This window comes from Microcoleus sp. Pol11C2 (genome assembly GCF_036701505.1).
Lineage (GTDB): Bacteria > Cyanobacteriota > Cyanobacteriia > Cyanobacteriales > Microcoleaceae > Microcoleus.
In genome coordinates, this window is sequence record NZ_JAUBQX010000024.1 from 64,996 (window position 1) to 78,940 (window position 13,945).

Genomic DNA, 13,945 nt, shown 5'->3' on the forward strand with positions numbered 1-13,945 from the left:
CTTACGCACTCTGCGATTCACTCAAAACTACTCGTCAATTACTGCGGTTTTTGACCGTTTTGCATCCTGTTTTTAGCAGTTTGTCGGCGCTGCTGCATTAGTTGAGCTAATTGGCTGCGCTGTTCGGCAGTGAGCACTTCTCGCATTGCAAGTGTACTTTCAAATTGCACCTCTTCCAACTGCTGTCTCAATCCGATTATTTGACGGTGTTTTTCGCGTATTTCGCTAGCATTTGCCGTGCCGGACATCATCGTTTCCAATTCTTGTCGGGCTTGGCGGACTGCTTGCATCCGCTGGGAAACTTGGTCTTTGTACCGATCGCGCACTGCCTGCATTTGCTGCTTTTGGTCGGCGCTTAAATTAAGTTTCTCGAACATCCCACCTTCCCTGCCACCTGGTCGATTGGGACGCTGATTTTGTGCAATTGTTTCCGGTTCTAGGGGATTAGGAACTGCTATTGCTGCGGCTGTGCTACCGAGAGTCAGCATTAAAACCGCTAGGGCAGATATACGACGAATTGACATGAAAATTGCCTCTTTGATATTACTTATTTGTGGGCGGTTCACTGTCAGCACCCGGGCTGAAAGTCAACCAGTCTGTTTGTGAGCGATCGGTCATATTTTCTTGGGGAGAATCATGCAGTACGCCCTCCCAGTTAGTAACTAAAAATGCTTCTAACTGAGCTGTTTCCTTATCTGGCAATTGTGCAGTCTCAAACGGACGGTAGCCAGACCAAAGAACTAGCAGACCCGCAGCAATCGCAGACGACACAGCCCACTTAGAAACAGATGATATTTTTAACCTGTCATTAGACTTAGGTGACGCAGTTACTCGCGTTTTTTCCCGGTGGTTTTCATTAACAAGGCTCGCCTGATTACTTTCTATTGCTGCTAAAATTTTTAGCTCTAAATCTGGTGCAGCTTCAGGAAGACTTGGGCGATGTTGCTTCAAGAAATTAACTAGCTCTTGGTCGCTGCTTGGGTTATTCATAGCTCGCTGACACCTTCTTTTTGCAAAAATTGCCGCACAGCATTTCGGGCATAAAACACGCGAGATTTGACGGTTCCTGCTGGCAGTCCCAAAATTTGGGCTACTTCTTTTTGCGGGATGTCTTCTAAGTCGTGCAGCACCAAAACGCTGCGGTGTTCAAAGCTCAATTGCTCCAGTCCCCGCTGCACTAAATCTTGATAGTGCAACTGCATCAAGTCCGATGTGTTATCTTTGAGAATAACCCGATCCATTGTTTCTTGATTTTTGAGTTGGGAGTCAAAAGAATGCTGTTTAGCAAATGCTTGTCTTTGGTCGGAAGCCACATTCCAAGTGATTCGATAAAGCCAAGTAGAAAAGTTTTCCTGGTGCTTGAGTTTGGGCAATCCTTTCCACACTCGCAGGAATACTTCTTGTGCTAAATCGTCAAGAAGTGACGGGCCGCAGAGTTGGTAAAGGGTTGACCTGACTTTGTGTTGGTAGCGTTGGTAAAGGTAGCGAAAGCAAGTGCGATCGCCCTTTAAACATTGAGCAACTAAGTCCGAGTCGGAACAGTCATCGATTAAAACATTGGCTGGCACACCTAACACCTGTGAAGTCTCCCCCACCAGTTCGTTATCTGAAGTGTTTAGACAGGGCGATCGCGAAAAAGGTTCAAAGGATTTAAAATTTTTTTTTGACGAGGCGGCAGGTAGGGAAACGGCACTGCCGTGTCCTGATTTTTCCTGTAATTAAAGGGTTCCGAGGTGTAAAGCCTGGGAACCCAAATCCAGAGTCCGAGCCTTGGTTGAGAAAATGGACGCTCTGACTCGCCCCACAAGCGTTAATTTGGCTAAGCGCCTAGTCACAACTAAAACCAGTAAAAATTTGCTCAGCGGGTAGGGACATGACAATGCCCATTGGTATCAACTTAACCTCAAATGTAGTGCGAGTCTTCTGTCGAGCGATTAAAACCCGATCGCCCCGGCGCTGCCCGAATCGTTGCGGGGGGACAACAATCTTCTCTTTCGTCCCCCTTTTTAAGGCTACCGCGTACACAAAAGTCGATTATGAGCTAGTTTCCACTCTTGCTGTTCGACCAATGGCTTGGTCGGAGGGTAGATTAATTGTATAAGTACCCTGATAAGGCAGTTCTCTTAAGTAGGCATAAAGCAATTGTGACTTGTCTAATAACCGACGGTCTTGTACAAGGGATTTAGAAAAGGTATATATAGCGGTTCTCAATTAAGGGAGGTACAAGTTTAGATTGAATAACTGAATAATTAGGGAATTTACGAATCAATTAAAAAGTATTCAATCCCCCAATTTAAAATCTAAATCTGTACATCATCTACCTGAGAAAAGCTAGAGTAGACTTACCGCTTTTATTAACCTGAGAGTTTGAGGCGATCGCCTGCCTGCGATATTGCTCGATCCAGGATTGAATTGCCAATTTAAATTCAGCTTTTTGTGCGTCTTGAATTCCTTTGGGATCGAAGCGATCGCAATAATGAATATCGAGCAGCACTGCTAAGTCTTCGAGACAATATAATTCCGGTTTTTCTTTTTTTAACCTCTCGATCCAATTTTTTAAAGACTCGGAAGGAGGGCGAATAAGTCCAGACTCATTTAACGCCTGTTCGATTACATAAAATTCCGATTTCGGAGTCAACGAATCTTTGTTATAAATAGCTTTTAGCCATCTTTGTTTGTTAGATAAAATGCGTACAGCTTTCTTGAAATTAGGATTACGACTCCGAAAAAATATTAATGCTGCCAGCAGGATGAGTCCCCCATACTTCAATCCATTGCTACCTGAGAAATATCGCACCCCCAGCACAATTTTGTAACTCAATAGCGACCATAAATCCGAGATAAATGCCCCTGGGGGAGCAGCAGCATCCTCCATGCTTTCCCAATCAGAAGGCGTAGGATCAAAAGCTTGCCATTTTCCCGCGATATAAGCCAAAGTCCAAGCATGAGCATGGCGACTTCTTACAATATATTGGTTCTCCAAAGAACTAAATTCGTGAACTGAATATCCAACAGCATAACGGGCTGGAATACCGAGTTTTCTTAGGAGAAGTGTCGCAGCGGTAGCAAAATATTCACAATGTCCAGAGCGAGTGTCCAGTAAAAATGTTGATAGAGGCGTAGCATCATTATCTTTGCCCCTCAGCTTCAGTGAATAAACGAAATTTTTTAGGAAAAACCACTCTATTTTATCTAATATTTCTGGTGGCGACTTTCCTTGAGTATTCACTTGACTGAGGATTTTATTCAGTGCAGCTATTTCTGATTTGGGTATTTGCAGGTCGTCTTCTGTAGGTGGGCTATCTACAGAAAAATTATTATTAAAGTAGCTTCGATAAGCCAGCATATCAACTTTTCCCACCACTTTTATTGTGCCATATTTATTCTTTTCCATCTGACTGACAGGCAATGCGTCAATTTTAAAAGTTCCATCTGGCAGCTTTAATAAACCTTGGTTGCCTGGGAGTGTAGCCGAAATAGTAATCGTTGATGGATTGGGTAGTTGGTCGCCTAAATCCCAACTTGTGCCATTAATCTTTGGTTGTACGGGAACAAAGTTAGGATTTAAGGCGAGCCAAAGTGAAGAGTTGTAGCGATTATAAGTGGCTTCTCTTAGCAGTCGGGGAGGAGTCTGTTTAGCTTCAGCAGCAACTCTAAAAATAATTTCATTTGACTGTTTTAATAATCCCACTGACCCGATGTTCGTTTGTTTTTTCAAAAAATCTGTTTCTTGAGAATTCCCCTGACTAAGCCATGAGATTGCTTGCTGTTCTACTGCTAGGTGAAGTTGGTGCAGGCCCATCTGTCCTATAAATCCTATACTGCCAGCAATTAACATCAGACCCAGCCAGAGAATAGATGAAAATCTTTTCGGTCTCACAGACCACAAAGCAATAGCGGTTAAGGCAAATATCCCAGCATAAAAAGAGATCTCTCTACTGTTCGTCGCACTAGCGGATAGCAGACAACAGATAAAATATGGATAACTTAGATTCACCATCAAGGGGTTAAGTGGTGCTTTTTTTGTGACCTTGCTTAGCCACAAAAACATTAGGCGTATATCCAGACTTTCCTTGACGGAATATACCTGAGCAGCTACCAGTGGAAAAAATACAGCAGGAAGCCACTGCAACAAATTATATATCAAGTAAAGAGAACGGTTGGCGACCAGGAGATAAACCAGCAAACAGCACAAAAAAATCAGGCAGAAATTAGCAAGGTGCCTAAAATCACTAGCTGAAAAATCCCACCGATAAGGCAACCAGTTCGCTGCCTCTAAAATCAGAGCAATTGGCAAAGCAAAAAACAATAGTCCCGTCTGCCAGCCCCAAAAAATTACACTAACACCCAAAAGAAACAGTGGCATTTTCATAATTTCATTAACTCCTCTTGTATTTGACCTAGCTTTAAAATATGGCAGCTTGTTAAGTCATCTTTAATCAACTCTAAATTTAAGCTCTCTAATTGAGCTTCTCGCTCTGTTAAAATTAAAACTAATGTATGGATACCGCGACTTCTCAGATAATTTACTAATTTTTTTCTAGGTTCATCCCAACACAAAAATATACAAATACAACCGCTTAGCAGAGAGATTTTTTTCATCAAAACTGAGGTGAGCGAGTCAAAAGCTTTATCCTGACAGGCACCGACAGAGGCGAGAATTTCTAGCATTTTTTCAGTAGAGTTTAGCCCTCTGCCAAAGGTAAAACAATAAGCTTCTTGAACGACGAACATCAAATCTAATAAGGATTCTTGAGTCTGAACTTCATAGGATAATGAAGCAGCAATTGAGATAGCCTCTTCTAAAATTTCACTATATTTTACACTTTGAAATGTATCCAAAATTAAGGCGTGCCTCACAAAAAATTCATCTTGTTCTTCTTTGACAATTGGCTTACCTGCTTTTGCCCAACTTTTCCAGTGAATTTGGCGTAGCGAATCTCCCGGTCGATAATCCCGCAGAGACCTAAATTCCTCTGAATCTCCTACGGATGAAGCTAATGTTACGCCACCTGATTGATATCTTCTTGAGCCAGGAAGCTGAATTGCTGGTAAATGATATAGTTTGGGTAAAATTAACATAGATTGGGGCAAGGAAATTGTTTTACAAGCATTCCAAATCCCAAAAGGATCAGACCTAGTAACTGTTAGACCACTGAGGCGGATAACACCTCTGCAGGACGGCGTAATTTCACCTACCACTTCTGTTTTGCTATTGGGTGGAAGAGGAGGCAATTCTATGGATTTAGCTGTGGCGCATTGTTTTCTATAAATCAGCCACAGCCAACGATAATAGCCGAAGTATTTATCCAATGAAGTGCGCTTTTCTTCACCGGGTTCAGGTGTTTCTATAAATTCTTGAAAGCTTGGGTATATGTCGGCAAAATTTTCCCACAATTTCAGGTTATTTTGACTCTGGCTAGTTTTGTTATGAATGAGAATACGGTATTTTAAAGTGACTCCAACAGTTGCAAACTTTGGCAAGAACCGTACTGCATTGAAGCGGAAGCGAAAAAATTTACTAAAAATTATGGCTATTCCTATAATTGACAACAGGAAAGTAAAGATTTGATAAGTCACAGTCTGATTAGTATCTAATCCTAAAATTCCCGCTAAAAGCGTGCAGCTAAGCACTGCTAACCCATTGTTGGTCAATCGCTTTTTTCGCGATCGATTTACACGCGCACCGAAGCGAAAAATAGCGTAGAAAACACGTTTCATTTTTTACGCGGGTACAGGAATAGATTTAATAATTTCTTCAACAACACCAGGGGCCATTCTACCAGAAAAACGCGCTTGAGGTTCCATTACTAGGCGATGAGCGATGACTGATACCGCTTGTTCTTGAATATGTTCTGGCGTAACAAACTCATAGCCATCGAAGAAAGCTAATGCTTGAGCAACTTTCATTAAAGCTAGGGAAGCTCTGGGACTCGCCCCTAGTTGTACGCCTTCTGCTGAGCGAGTTGCATTCACGATATCTACGAGGTAACGTTTCAATTCTTCACTAATTCTAACTTGCTTTACCTGCTGTTTTAAGCTAATTAAATCCTCTAAATTAACGCAGGTTTGAAGTGTATCAATAGGATGTTGATGAATTTGGTCTCCGAGCAGGTTAACTTCGTCTTCTGGCGAGATGTATCCTAGACTAAATTGAACTGCAAAGCGATCCATTTGGGCTTCAGGAAGTGGATAAGTGCCACGAGATTCTACTGGATTTTGAGTAGCAATGACAAAAAATGGGTCTTTAAGTTTGTGCAAATTTCCGTCAATGCTGACTTGAAATTCTGCCATTGCTTCTAGGAGGGCGGATTGGGTTCGCGGTGATGACCGATTGATTTCGTCAGCTAAGATAATATTAGCAAAAATTGGGCCTTCGTGGAAATGGAACGTGCGTTGATTGGGGTCGAGCATGGATATGCCCAAGATATCGGATGGCAAAAGGTCAGGTGTAAATTGAATGCGTTTAAAGCTGACATCGACAGATAAGGCTAGGGCTTTAGCTAGGGTAGTTTTACCTGTACCGGGATAATCTTCTAGGAGGACGTGCCCGCCACTCACAAAGGCTGACAGCAATTTCCTGATTGCTGCTGATTGCCCTTTCACCACTTTTTGAATGTTGTTGGAAATCCTTTGATAAATTTCTCGGCCCGACTGAGAGTGATTTTCTGTAATTGCTTTATCCATTATTTATTGTGTTCGTAGCGTTCGGTTACTGTCCCGCTGATTGACTTGTCGCGAGCGATTTAACTATTAACAGCATTTTTCCAATATGTATAAGTTTTTAAACCAATACTTTCTTTATTTTCCTTATATATCTCATCCAAACACCTGAAAAGAGCCAAAGCATAATTCTTCAATCCCAAATTTGTCAAACTTGTGAGAATCCTAGTCAGCCGCAGATAGTTGTGATTAAATGGTTCAATCCACTCTCTTTTTCTTGACAAATATTCTGCCGATTTGGCAATTACAATTTCTGCGTTTTCCCCTTCGCGACATTCCAACCCGTAAAATGCCAGCATGACTTTTAGAGATTTGAGTAAGCGATTTTTCAACTCTTCACTTGTTCTAAAAGCTTGAATCACCTCATCATTTAAAGTAGGAGCACTGGAATTAAAGCGGCTCTTTTCTCTCAGCGGAAACAGCCATTGAATGTAATTGTGCACGGATTCCAGCTTCTGGTAATCCCACGACCATATATCCTCGATCGCCCGACCTTGTGAATCACGCTGCTGACCGAGGTAGAATGCTAAAATTTTGTTTTGTTTGGTTGAATTACTCATTAATAAGCTGTTTTGTATCTAAATTGTATTTTTGGGCGGGCGGGACGCCCACCCCACAACCAAAAAATTAAATTTTTGTGTGGAACAGGCATCCTGCCTGTTATTCAAAATAGTTTTCTTGAGTCCGTTTTAACCGACTTTAGCTATTAGCCAGGGGTTTAAACCCCTAGCGGCTTCGCCCACTTTACCGCAGAGTTACAAACTCTTCAGCAGTCGATGGGTGAATGCCAATAGTCGCGTCGAAGTCTTTCTTCGTAGCTCCCATATTAACAGCGATCGCCATTCCTTGAATAATCTCGCCCGCGTCTTTCCCAACCATGTGCACGCCCAAAACTCTGTCAGTATTAGTCTCAACGATTAACTTGACAAAAGTTTTCTCGTCTGCACCTGTCAAAGCGTGAAACATCGGTCGAAACTTGGCTGTGTAGCACTTAATTGAATCGGGAAACTTTGCTCTAGCCTGCACTTCGTTTAAGCCGACTGTACCTGCTTCCGGCTGGGAAAATACGGCTGACGGGACATTTTCGTGAGTGATTGCTCTCGGATTGTTCCCAAATTCAGTATCTGCAAAAGCGCGTCCTTCGGCGATCGCAATTGGCGTTAAATTGATGCGGTTGGTGCAATCTCCCACTGCAAAAATGTGCGGCTGACTGGTGCGGCTGTCTTTGGTAACTGCGATCGCACCTTTATCTGTTTCTACTCCCGCATTTTCTAAACCCAATTTTTCTAAATTAGGCTGACGCCCGGTAGCGCACAACAGCGCGTCTACTATTAGCGTTCCTTCGGATGTTCCCGACAGAGTTAATTTTAAGCCTTCTGGGGTTTTCTCAATGTGGTTGATCGAGCTTTCTGTCAAAATGTTTATGCCGTGCTTAATCATTCCTTCTTGCACGTTGGTGCGAATTTCTGTGTCAAATTCGTTCAAAATTAAGTCACGGCGGATGATTTGAGTTACTTGGCTTCCCAACCCGTTCATAATGCAAGCAAATTCAACCCCGATGTAGCCCCCGCCCCAAATTGCTAACCGTTTTGGCTGCTCTTTTAGGAGGAATATTTCGCGAGAGGTAATCGCGTGTTCGATGCCGACAATTGGGACTCTTTGCGCTTCTCCGCCCACTGCTATTAAGATTTTGGCTGCGGTAAATTTCTTGTCACCAACTTCGACGGTGTGGGGATCAATAAATTTGGCGTATCCTGAGATTAATTCGACTCCGGCTTTTTCGAGGAAGCTGATGTGCAGTTTGCTCAGCCGCCGCACTTCTGCGTCTACGGTGGTGATGAGTTTTTCCCAATCAAAGCTGCTTTCTACGGGACTCCAACCGTAGCCCACCGCATCTTCATAAAGGTGCGAAAATGTTGAGGCGTACACCATGAGTTTTTTGGGGACACAGCCGCGAATTACGCAGGTTCCGCCTACCAAGTCATTTTCGGCGATCGCCACTTTTGCGCCGTAGGATGCTGCTCGCTTGGAACTCGCCAATCCGCCGGAACCCGCACCTATCACAAACAAGTCGTAGTCGTATGTCATAATTGTCGCGAATGTCCTATCTCAATTTTACGATTTTTGTCCTTTACTTTTCTTAATGATATCTCAAAAATTTTGTGTTTTTTTTGGGGTCAACTACTTTACTTTTTGCGCTTGACACGGTATTATTTAATAATAGGAATTTGGGCGTATATTTTAAAATTGCTCACACTCCCATTATTAGACTATAGCACAAGCGATCGACAAGAAACATATAAAAATCTAACTATTTTCGAGCCACCGCCAAGAATAAAAGAGCTAATTGTCGATCACTCATTATAGGCAAGTCTTGCTCGCCCTAAATCCCTGTAAAAAAGCGAAACTTTGATGCTATTCCGGATTTTTAAGGGGAGTAGGGGGCAACAATCAGGCGGGATCAGGGCTAATCGCAGCGTAGCGACAGAAAACTGATACTACCCTAACCTATCGGGTCAATCACGGGAGATTACCCTACAATTTTTGATAATTTTATCAATCCTTGATAATTGCTATATTATAAAGATAAATTAATTCTCGGGCTAGCTTTATGAGCGAGTGGCTTGTAATCTGGGGAGTGGCGCAGGGAGTGGGCATTCTCGTCAAACCCATCTTAGAAGATTTAGTCAAAGACGGCGCGAAGGATTTTGCTAAAGATTTTTTTAAAGATTCCCTGAAAAACGTCTTATTTGGCGAAAAAGACCCCCGACAAGTCGCAGCGGGCAAAGCCCTCAAAAAGTTTTTGGGTTTGGTGGAACAGCAGTTGAAATTTTGCCGACTTCCCCCAGAGGAAATTAAGCTGTATATTAAAGATGGTAAACAGTTTATCAATAACAAATCCGTTAAGGAAATTTTGGGCAAGGCTTTTGAGAGCGATCGCGAATCTCTCGATGCAACAATTCTCGAACAAACCTGGAGTCAACTAAATTTAACTTCTTTGCCGCAAAAATTTAAGTGGCAAACCATCGCTGACCAGTATCTCGTGGAAGTTCAAGAAATTCTCTTTGACTCAAAAGACTTGCGAGATATTTTGGAGGCTCAAAATCTGGATAACATTCAGAAAAATACTCAAGAAACGGCGGGGATTATCCCCGATTTTGACTTGAGGCAATATCAAGAAGCTCTGTGCGAGCGTTACAGCAATCTCAATTTAAGCAGCGTCGATCCCAATACCTACGATTATCGGGAAAAACTGAAAGTTTGGCAAATCTTTATTTTCCAAGATGTGCGATCGATTTACGAATCATTTCTGCCCCAAGCTTACGAAATTCCTAAAGAACATCAACGGCGGCTGCAAGACAGCAATCAATTAGACGCGATCGAACTAGAAAATTTAGAGAAATATCGGCGCGGTTATTTTTCTCAGCCGATCGTATCGGTGTTAGATGTTATCAATGACACGCAAAAGTATCCCTACATTGTTATTTTAGGCGATCCGGGTTCTGGCAAGTCTACTCTTTTACAATATTTAGCTTTAAACTGGGCGCGTTCCCCCTTAAATAGCGTGACATCTCTGCCGATTCCGCTGCTAATAGAATTGCGGACTTACATTCGCAGCGGGGAATCAGGACATTGCAAGAATTTCCTCGAATTTTTCCATCAAAGTCCCGGTTCAATTTGTCACTTGAATCAGCATCAATTGCAGGAACAGCTTAAAGCAGGCGACGCTGTGGTGATGTTCGATGGGTTAGATGAAATTTTCGATTGTGGGAAGCGAGAAGATGTAATTACGGCGATTCATCGGTTTACCAATGAGTATCCCCGCGTGCGAGTGATTGTCACGTCTCGGATTATTGGTTACAAACCTCAACGGTTGCAAGATGCAGAGTTTCATCACTTTATTCTCCAAGATTTGAATGCGGAACAAATTCAGGATTTTGTTCGCCGCTGGCACGAATTAACTTTTACTGATGCTGGGGAAAAAGCGCGAATTCGCGATCGCATGGAAAGAGCCTTAGCGTATTCATCAACGATTCGAGATTTAGCGGGGAATCCGTTATTGTTGACGATTATGGGGATTTTAAATCGCAGTCAAGAATTGCCGAGAGACAGGGCGGAACTTTACAATCAAGCTTCGCGGGTATTGCTGTATCAATGGGATGTGGAAAGGTCTTTAGTAGAGGATAGCAGGCTCGATCCGAAAACGATTGATGCTAAAGATAAGCAAGAAATGCTGCGGCGAGTCGCTTACAAAATGCAAGCAGCACCTGAAGGCTTAGCTGGCAATATTATTAGTGCGGAAGATTTGGAGAATACCCTGACAGCATATCTGAAGAATAAAGATTTTGATCGATCGAAAGAGCGGGCAAAGTTGATAATTAATCAACTGCGAACTCGCAACTTTATTTTATGCTTTTTGGGTGCCGATAGTTACGGATTTGTGCATCGAACTTTTTTGGAATATTTCTGTGCGTCGGAGGTGGTGGAGAGATTTGAGAAGACACAAAAACTTTCTTTAGATGAGTTGAAAACAGAGGTTTTTGGCAAGCACTGGGATGATGAATCTTGGCAGGAAGTTTTGTGCTTGATTGCGGGATTGATTGCGGGAAAATTTACCGGGAAATTGATTGAGTTTTTGATTGAACAGGATGGGGCAGTCCAAAACTTCAGCAATCTGTTTTTGGCGGCGAAGTGTTTGGATGAGGTAAGGGAGAGAAAAGAGATTGCTGCGGTTGAGAGTCAATTGCTTGAACGCTTAAAAGAGTTAACCAAGTATGACCTCAATTATTATTATGAGGCTTATGAAGAAGAGGAAACGCTAGTTGCTGAAATTCGTGTTCTAGCAGTAAGTGCGATCGCTTTTACTTGGAAAGATGACCCAAAAACCTTACCTTGGCTCAAACAACTGGCTGAATTTGATGAGGATTCGGATGTGCGACACACAGCAGTCCAAGAATTAGCACGGGGGTGGAAAGATTATCCAGAAATCTTACCTTGGGTCAAACAACTGGCTCAATCTGATGATAATTGGGCTGTGCGATATGCAGCAGCCCAAGAATTAGCACGGGGGTGGAAAGATGACCCGGAAACCTTACCTATCCTCAAACAACTGGCTCAATCTGATGATAATCTGGATGTACGAAAAGCAGCAGTCCAAGAATTAGCACGGGGGTGGAAAGATGACTCAAAAACCTTACCTTGGCTCACAGAAATAGCCCAATTTGATGATAATTTTGTGGTGCGATATGCAGCAGTCCAAGAATTAGCACGGGGGTGGAAAGATGACTCAGACACCTTACCTATTCTCAAACAAAGGGCTCAATCTGATGATAATTTTTTTGTACGACTAACAGCAGTTCAAGAATTAGCACGGGGGTGGAAAGATGACCCGGAGACCTTACCTCTCCTCAAGCAAATGGCTCAATTTGATGATAATTTTCTTGTGCGAGAAGCAGCAGTCCAAGAATTAGCACGGGGGTGGAAAGATGACCCGGAAATATTCGCTATCCTCAAACAAAGGGCTCAATTTGATGATAATTTCGATGTGCGAGGTGCAGCAGTCCAAGAATTAGCACATGGCTGGAAAGATGACCCAGAAACCTTAGCTATCCTCAAACAAAGGGCTCAATCTGATGATAATTTAGACGTGCGATTTTCAGCAGTCCAAGAATTAGCACATGGCTGGAAAGATGAACCAGGTATATTTGAATGGTTGGGCGATATTGCTATCAATCATCCTTTTGAACGCAAGTCCAACTTCCAATATAATCCCAGACGAAGAGCACTTGAAATCATGGTCAAGCAATACTCCGATCGCCCAAAAACTTTAGAAATACTTCGCCATAGATTTGCCAAGGATCCAGATGAACAAGTCCGCCAGTTTGCCCAGAAAAAGTTGACCCAATTAGAGAAGCTGTGAGAGAAGCACAAAAAGCAGAAAAAAAATCTAACTGTAGCCACTAATCTACCCAAAGCTTATGCAGAAATAGTTGAATTTTTGGCGACGGCCACACTTCCCACAGCATTATAAACTTTCCACTCTCGGAGGCAGCAAAAGAGGATATCCTCGACCTAATTTATGCCCACAATAATCAAGGCTTGACCCGCGCTGGAAAAAGCAAAATAGATAACTATCTAGTGCTAGAACATCAGATGACTCTCATCAAAGAACTCACAAACACCTCCTTAAAGATTTAGTTTTTTTATATCTCGTCAATTAGCGTCCAAACGATCGCCCTTCCAGCCGCCAAAACCGATAAGAAGTGTTAAGTTAGTAGTTAGTTGTGTCGATCGCACAGAAAAAAAAATGCCTGAACTACAAACCGATACATACCAAGACCTCGACCCCCAAGTCCTCTCAAAGCCCGTTGTTGTCGGTCTGGAAGAGGTAACAAAAGTTTACGGGATTGGCGACCTGGAAGTTCGCGCCTTAAACGGCGTCAGCTTGACCGTAAGACAAGGAGAATATTGCTCGATTATGGGCGCATCGGGTTCCGGCAAATCTACAGCTATGAATATTATCGGCTGTCTCGATCGACCTACGACCGGCAGTTACTACTTAGACGGCGTAGATGTCGCCCAAATGCCGGAAGGAGAATTAGCCGGAATTCGCAATTTAAAATTAGGTTTTGTCTTCCAACAATTTCACCTGTTGCCTCAATTGACAGCATTAGAAAATGTCATGTTACCGATGGTTTATGCCGGCATTCCCGCAGCAGAAAGACGCGAACGGGGAGTAGAGGCTTTAACCAAAGTAGGCCTGGAAAGTCGGCTGCAAAACAGACCGAATCAACTATCAGGAGGACAGCAGCAGCGCGTAGCCATCGCCAGGGCTATTGTCAACCGTCCCGTGTTGTTGCTGGCTGATGAACCTACAGGTGCATTGGATACAAAAACTACTCAAGAAGTAATGGATATTTTTACAGAATTCAACGAAAGCGGCATGACTGTTGTTATGGTAACGCACGAACCGGAAGTGGCGCGCCAAACTCGTCGCGTTGTCTGGTTCCGCGACGGTCAAGTTATTCACAATAATCTCAACCCCGAAGAGCTTTCACACGCTGTATTTTAGTCTAAGAGTCCGCGAAAAGCGAAAAGAAAATTGGGCGATTCAAACCGCTTCTAGACAAACGAAGTCCGCCTACGCTGACTGAAGAATTAAGAGGGTATCAGTCCTATGCAAGAGGACTTTAGCTATTAGACAGGGGTTTTCAACCCCTGG

General features: G+C 43.0%; 10 protein-coding genes. 2 read left to right on the forward strand and 8 right to left on the reverse strand.

Going from position 1 to position 13,945, the window contains the following annotated elements; translation table 11 throughout:
• Nucleotides 1-38: 38 nt before the first annotated feature.
• From QUA42_RS15675 to gor, 8 genes are all read right to left on the reverse strand, one after another.
• On the reverse strand, nucleotides 39-524 hold the full coding sequence (locus QUA42_RS15675; protein WP_333138076.1) for a Spy/CpxP family protein refolding chaperone: 486 nt from the start codon (nucleotides 522-524) through the stop codon (nucleotides 39-41).
• A gap of 19 nt (nucleotides 525-543) precedes the next feature.
• Complete coding sequence (locus tag QUA42_RS15680; protein ID WP_333138077.1) at nucleotides 544-990, reverse strand: hypothetical protein; 447 nt, start codon at nucleotides 988-990, stop codon at nucleotides 544-546.
• Nucleotides 987-1,577 (reverse strand): sigma-70 family RNA polymerase sigma factor, encoded by a 591-nt coding sequence (locus tag QUA42_RS15685; RefSeq protein WP_333138099.1) that lies wholly within the window; start codon nucleotides 1,575-1,577, stop codon nucleotides 987-989. The genes QUA42_RS15680 and QUA42_RS15685 overlap by 4 nt, the downstream gene beginning before the upstream one ends.
• A 740-nt stretch (nucleotides 1,578-2,317) precedes the next feature.
• A complete protein-coding gene (locus QUA42_RS15690; protein WP_333138078.1) occupies nucleotides 2,318-4,372 on the reverse strand; it encodes a transglutaminase-like domain-containing protein in 2,055 nt (684 codons plus the stop codon).
• Nucleotides 4,369-5,721 (reverse strand): DUF58 domain-containing protein, encoded by a 1,353-nt coding sequence (locus QUA42_RS15695; protein ID WP_333138079.1) that lies wholly within the window; start codon nucleotides 5,719-5,721, stop codon nucleotides 4,369-4,371. Before QUA42_RS15695 ends, QUA42_RS15690 begins: the two co-directional genes overlap by 4 nt.
• 3 nt (nucleotides 5,722-5,724) lie before the next feature.
• Nucleotides 5,725-6,687, reverse strand: a complete 963-nt coding sequence (locus QUA42_RS15700; RefSeq protein ID WP_333138080.1) for a MoxR family ATPase — start codon at nucleotides 6,685-6,687, stop codon at nucleotides 5,725-5,727.
• A gap of 59 nt (nucleotides 6,688-6,746) precedes the next feature.
• The gene (locus QUA42_RS15705; RefSeq protein ID WP_333138081.1) at nucleotides 6,747-7,283 is read right to left on the reverse strand and encodes an opioid growth factor receptor-related protein; all 537 of its coding nucleotides are present in this window, start codon (nucleotides 7,281-7,283) and stop codon (nucleotides 6,747-6,749) included.
• Between the two features lie 184 nt (nucleotides 7,284-7,467).
• Nucleotides 7,468-8,811, reverse strand: a complete 1,344-nt coding sequence (gene gor, locus QUA42_RS15710) for a glutathione-disulfide reductase (protein ID WP_333138082.1) — start codon at nucleotides 8,809-8,811, stop codon at nucleotides 7,468-7,470.
• 523 nt (nucleotides 8,812-9,334) lie between these two features.
• On the opposite strand from gor, the gene QUA42_RS15715 reads away from it, so the two are divergent.
• On the forward strand, nucleotides 9,335-12,643 hold the full coding sequence (locus QUA42_RS15715; RefSeq protein WP_333138083.1) for a HEAT repeat domain-containing protein: 3,309 nt from the start codon (nucleotides 9,335-9,337) through the stop codon (nucleotides 12,641-12,643).
• A gap of 387 nt (nucleotides 12,644-13,030) precedes the next feature.
• Nucleotides 13,031-13,795: an ABC transporter ATP-binding protein gene (locus tag QUA42_RS15720; RefSeq protein WP_333138084.1), complete on the forward strand. Its 765-nt coding sequence runs from the start codon at nucleotides 13,031-13,033 to the stop codon at nucleotides 13,793-13,795.
• Nucleotides 13,796-13,945 lie beyond the last annotated feature (150 nt).

Excerpts from the sequence above, each read along its gene's own strand:
- QUA42_RS15675 (WP_333138076.1), bottom strand. The coding sequence starts at position 524 with ATGTCAATTCGTCGTATATCTGCCCTAGCGGTTTTAATGCTGACTCTC.
- QUA42_RS15680 (WP_333138077.1), bottom strand. The coding sequence starts at position 990 with ATGAATAACCCAAGCAGCGACCAAGAGCTAGTTAATTTCTTGAAGCAA.
- QUA42_RS15690 (WP_333138078.1), bottom strand. The coding sequence starts at position 4,372 with ATGAAAATGCCACTGTTTCTTTTGGGTGTTAGTGTAATTTTTTGGGGC.
- QUA42_RS15695 (WP_333138079.1), bottom strand. The coding sequence starts at position 5,721 with ATGAAACGTGTTTTCTACGCTATTTTTCGCTTCGGTGCGCGTGTAAAT.
- QUA42_RS15700 (WP_333138080.1), bottom strand. The coding sequence starts at position 6,687 with ATGGATAAAGCAATTACAGAAAATCACTCTCAGTCGGGCCGAGAAATT.
- QUA42_RS15705 (WP_333138081.1), bottom strand. The coding sequence starts at position 7,283 with ATGAGTAATTCAACCAAACAAAACAAAATTTTAGCATTCTACCTCGGT.
- gor (WP_333138082.1), bottom strand. The coding sequence starts at position 8,811 with ATGACATACGACTACGACTTGTTTGTGATAGGTGCGGGTTCCGGCGGA.
- QUA42_RS15715 (WP_333138083.1), top strand. The coding sequence starts at position 9,335 with ATGAGCGAGTGGCTTGTAATCTGGGGAGTGGCGCAGGGAGTGGGCATT.
- QUA42_RS15720 (WP_333138084.1), top strand. The coding sequence starts at position 13,031 with ATGCCTGAACTACAAACCGATACATACCAAGACCTCGACCCCCAAGTC.